Source organism: uncultured Rikenella sp., from assembly GCF_910579375.1.
Classification (GTDB): domain Bacteria; phylum Bacteroidota; class Bacteroidia; order Bacteroidales; family Rikenellaceae; genus Rikenella.
The window spans coordinates 1-4087 of the sequence record NZ_CAJTUJ010000163.1 but is presented as its reverse complement, the minus strand read 5'-3'; the positions used below and the strand labels follow the sequence as shown (position 1 = coordinate 4087).

The 4087-nt window shown below is 58.2% G+C and carries 4 protein-coding genes; 1 reads left to right on the top strand and 3 read right to left on the bottom strand.

All coding sequences use genetic code 11. The annotated features are described in order from the left end of the window. Window positions 1–93: 93 nt before the first annotated feature. The 3 genes from QZ302_RS09100 to ruvC form a co-directional block, all read right to left on the bottom strand. Window positions 94–1092 carry an AAA family ATPase gene (locus QZ302_RS09100; protein WP_294594664.1) on the bottom strand — a complete coding sequence of 333 codons (999 nt, stop codon included), beginning with the start codon at window positions 1090–1092 and terminating at the stop codon, window positions 94–96. 249 nt (window positions 1093–1341) lie between these two features. Continuing rightward, window positions 1342–2382 (bottom strand): TlpA disulfide reductase family protein, encoded by a 1041-nt coding sequence (locus QZ302_RS09095; protein WP_294594662.1) that lies wholly within the window; start codon window positions 2380–2382, stop codon window positions 1342–1344. A gap of 34 nt (window positions 2383–2416) precedes the next feature. After that, window positions 2417–2992 (bottom strand): crossover junction endodeoxyribonuclease RuvC, encoded by a 576-nt coding sequence (gene ruvC / locus QZ302_RS09090; RefSeq protein WP_294594666.1) that lies wholly within the window; start codon window positions 2990–2992, stop codon window positions 2417–2419. Between the two features lie 282 nt (window positions 2993–3274). Between ruvC and QZ302_RS09085 the strand changes: the two genes are divergently transcribed. Further along, the gene (locus QZ302_RS09085) at window positions 3275–3490 is read left to right on the top strand and encodes a hypothetical protein (protein WP_294594660.1); all 216 of its coding nucleotides are present in this window, start codon (window positions 3275–3277) and stop codon (window positions 3488–3490) included. Window positions 3491–4087: the final 597 nt, after the last annotated feature.

Below are 4087 nucleotides of genomic sequence, written 5' to 3'. Positions count from 1 at the left end.
TGTGAACAAAAAGAACCAAAAAAACTTTAGACGGATGCTGACGCATCCTAAAACTGCCGGGGGCCCTAACCAACGCGCGGCTGCCGCAGAACCCTACGGCACTTCGACAGCATTCAAAATCTCGGTGATAATATCTTCAGACGTAATATTTTCAGCCTCAGCCTCATAGGTCAGACCGATCCGATGCCGCATCACATCCGGACAAACCGCCCGAACGTCTTCCGGAATCACATACCCGCGACGCTTGATAAAGGCATAAGCCTTCGCCGCCTTCGCCAGCGCAATCGACGCACGAGGCGAACAACCGTAACCGATCATCATCGCCAACCGATCGAGTCCGTATTCCGCCGGTTCGCGGGTGGCAAAAATAATATCGACGATATAACGTTCGATTTTCTCGTCCATATAGACCTGCGCCACCACCTCGCGCGCCTGAAGGATCGCATCGGTGGTCACCACAGGAGCAGCTTTCGGGAACGCAGCCCCGAGCATGTTCTGCCGGATAATCTGCCGTTCTTCCTCCTTTTTCGGATAGCCGATCTTGACCTTGAGCATGAAACGGTCTACCTGCGCCTCCGGCAGCGGATAAGTCCCCTCCTGCTCCAGCGGGTTTTGGGTCGCCATCACGAGGAACGGCTTCGGCAAGCGATACGTGCTGTCGCCGATCGTCACCTGATGCTCCTGCATGGCCTCCAGCAAGGCCGACTGCACCTTGGCCGGCGAACGGTTGATTTCATCCGCCAGGACGAAGTTCGCGAAAATCGGCCCGAGTTTAACGGTAAACTCTTCGTTTTTCTGGCTGTAAATCAGGGTTCCCGTCAGGTCGGCCGGCAACAAGTCCGGCGTGAACTGAATCCGGCTGAACTTCGCGTCGATCGCATCGGACAGCGTATTGATCGCCAACGTCTTGGCCAGCCCCGGAACCCCTTCGAGCAGAATGTGCCCATCGCTGAGCAGTCCGATCAGCAGACTTTCCACAAGGTGTTTCTGACCGACGATCACTTTGCCCATCTCCAGGGTCAGCAGATCGACGAACGCGCTCTGCTTTTCGATGCGGGCGTTGAGCTCCTGAATGTTTACGGCTTCGCTCATATAGGTTATTTGGTTAATGTATCGTTTCGAATTTCGACTGCTTTTAAAGTAGTTCAACTACTTTAAACGGTCGGAACGAGATTTTATTTTGTTCCGGACGAACAAATTTAACAGTTTTTCCGCCTCAACAGTCAAATAAGATGCCATTCGTTCGGGCGGCCCGCTAAAACGCCGCGCGTCGGAAGGACAGAAAGCCTCCCGACGCGCCGCAAAAAGCAGTTTTTTATACGAAGTACCTCTTTTTCAAGGTTATTCAGCCTCAGTCGCCGCCGTACCATAGACTTCGGCGAGTTTGTTCATCAGCGCTTCGCCGCGCAGGTTGCGGGCCACGATCGTCCCGTCCGGCCCGATCAGTACGTTCGACGGAATCGACCGGACGCCGTACATCCCTGCCGGAACGCACTCCCAGAATTTCAGGTCGCTCACATTGGTCCATTTCAGACCGTCTTTTTCGATGGCCTGAATCCAGTTTTCGCGTCCGTCGGGCCGGTCGAGCGACACGCCGAAGACGGTAAACCCTTTGTCTTTATACTGGTTGTAAGCCGCGACGACATGCGGATTCTCGGCCCGGCACGGCCCGCACCACGAGGCCCAGAAGTCGAGCAGGACGTAATTTCCCTTTCCGGCCACCGAAGACAAGGCGATCGGCGTCCCGGTGGTATCGGGCAGGGTGAAATCGAGGAACGGATGCCCCGGACTGCTGAGTTCGAGTTTATCGGCCATTTCACCGACCAATTTCAGGTAGACCGACCCCTGGATCGTGCTGTCGAACCCGGCGGCATAGGCGCGCATCTGTTCCGGATCGAGCCCCGGAGCCATCCGGCGGAACAGCAGATAAGCCGCAGCCACGCTGGCCGGATTCTCTTTCACGAAGGCTTCGTTGACAGCCACGTAGTCGTTGTAATTTTTCACCGTATCGACCGCCGCCTGATAGGCCTCGAACAACGCCTGTTCGGCAGAGCCGACGACCTGAATACTGTCAAGCTGTTCGAGCGATCCGGTCACGGCAATCGGGCTGTTTTCGAGGAAGAAGACTTTCGCCGGCCGGGCGGTACTGTCGCCTACGGTAATCTGGGCGAGCATGGGGAGTTCGAGCACGCCGCTAAACGAGGCTTTCCCCTGCGCCACCTTGGCCGAGTCGATCACGAGCGGGGTTTTCCCTTGGAAAACAGAGAGGTAGACGGGTTGTCCCTCTTCGAGTCCGTCGAGGGTGGCTACTACTTGATAGCCTTTCCGGGCGCAGGCGGCGAACATCAGGGCCGCCACACCGAACAGAAGCATTTTTTTCATCGTATTCGTTTGGATTTAATTGTTGTTCAATGTTTTATCGGAGCTTATCCGGATTGTCGCGCACAAAAGCGGCCCAGCCTCCCGCGCCTCCACTACCCGCCGAACGCTCGCCGACGACAGTTCCGAAAGGGCTGGAGCAGATGTAATAATGACACAAAGCGACCGCCAGCCCGTCCGTAGCATCGAGCTCTTTCGGGGTGGTACCGATGCCGAGGATCTTCTGCAAAAGGGCTGCTACTTGTTCTTTCGATGCACCGCCCTGTCCGGTAATGGCCTGCTTGATCCGTCGCGGCGAGTACTCGAACACCGGAATCCCCTGGGTCAAAGCGGCCACCATCGCCACCCCTTGCGCTCGTCCGAGTTTGAGCATACTCTGCACGTTTTCGCCATAGAACGGGGCTTCGAGCGCCATCTCGTCCGGCCGATACTCGCGCACCAGCGCGGAAACCCGTTCAAAAATGTGCCGAAGTTTCTGGTAACGGTCTCCATATTTCCCCAAGGTCACGACGCCGAGCACCCGACACTGGGGCTGTCCGTTCCGAATCTGCAACACGCCGTATCCGAGCACGTTGGTACCGGGGTCGATCCCGATGAGGGTTTTCCCTTCCATGGGATCGGCCCGGACGGCTTGTTCTTCGCGCTGGGCGCGGCTGCGACGGGTAATCATGCTGTTTTTTACGATAATCTGTCGGGCCTCTGCCACGACTCTGCCCGCCCCGGGCTACCGCCGTCGGGAAACGGGCGCGCTGTATTACGTCGGTTGCAGTGGTTACAGCTGGTCTTCAACGCCTTATAATTCAGTTGATCACTACCGTGGCATGCACTTGGATTTCGGAGTGACGCATCTCGGCCCCAACTACACGACACATCGGGCCTACAGTCATCAGTTGCGGTGCCTCTCGGAATAAATGAGAAGAAGAACCCCGCCCCGGGCCACCGCAATACGAGCACGGGCGACCTGATGGGCGTCGGCAACTACGGCTATAGTTGGTCGTCCGCAGTGAACAACACGGGCGGCGTGTTCTTGGACTTCGGCGTGACGTGGATCCGTCCCAGCGCTCCATACAACCGCGCCTACGGTTTTCAGTTGCGGTGCCTCTCGGAATAAACAGGGGCGTGCCTACGGTGGGCAAGAGGCTGGAGTTACCCTAATTGCGTTTTGAGTGCATCCCTGCGGTTCGAAGAACCGCGCGGGCCGGACGCCTCCCCTCGGGAGGGACGCACAGCGTCTTTTAATGGCAGCCTCTACCCCATGACAGCATCTCCCGGGCGCCCGACCCGCACTATTTTCCCGCTACAAGTTCCGCCCATTCGTCCTCGGGCGCGCCCCCCCGGCGCCCGCCTTCGGCGTTCGCTGCGCGCCGAGAACGGCGATTCCTCACGGAATCGCGCTATTCGCTCTTAGCCTATAGCAGTCCGCCGCAGGGGGTGACGGCGAACTGCGCGACCCTTCGAGTCGCAAGAGCAACAACCTATCCACCGCCCCAATTCTGTCGGTTTCGGGCCGCGCGCTCCAGGGGTGAGCCAAAGGCCCAGCGCGCAGGCCCGGCGACCTAAAGGTCGCACAAGCACCGCACCAATCCAAGCCCCATGCTCGGCCCGGCGCGGCTCGAAAACCGTAGCCGGTTTTCGAGCCCGAAGAACAGACACGACCCAAAACTCGCCCCAGTTCTCCGCCCCGTGTCAGCCTCACTGCGGCTCCGCT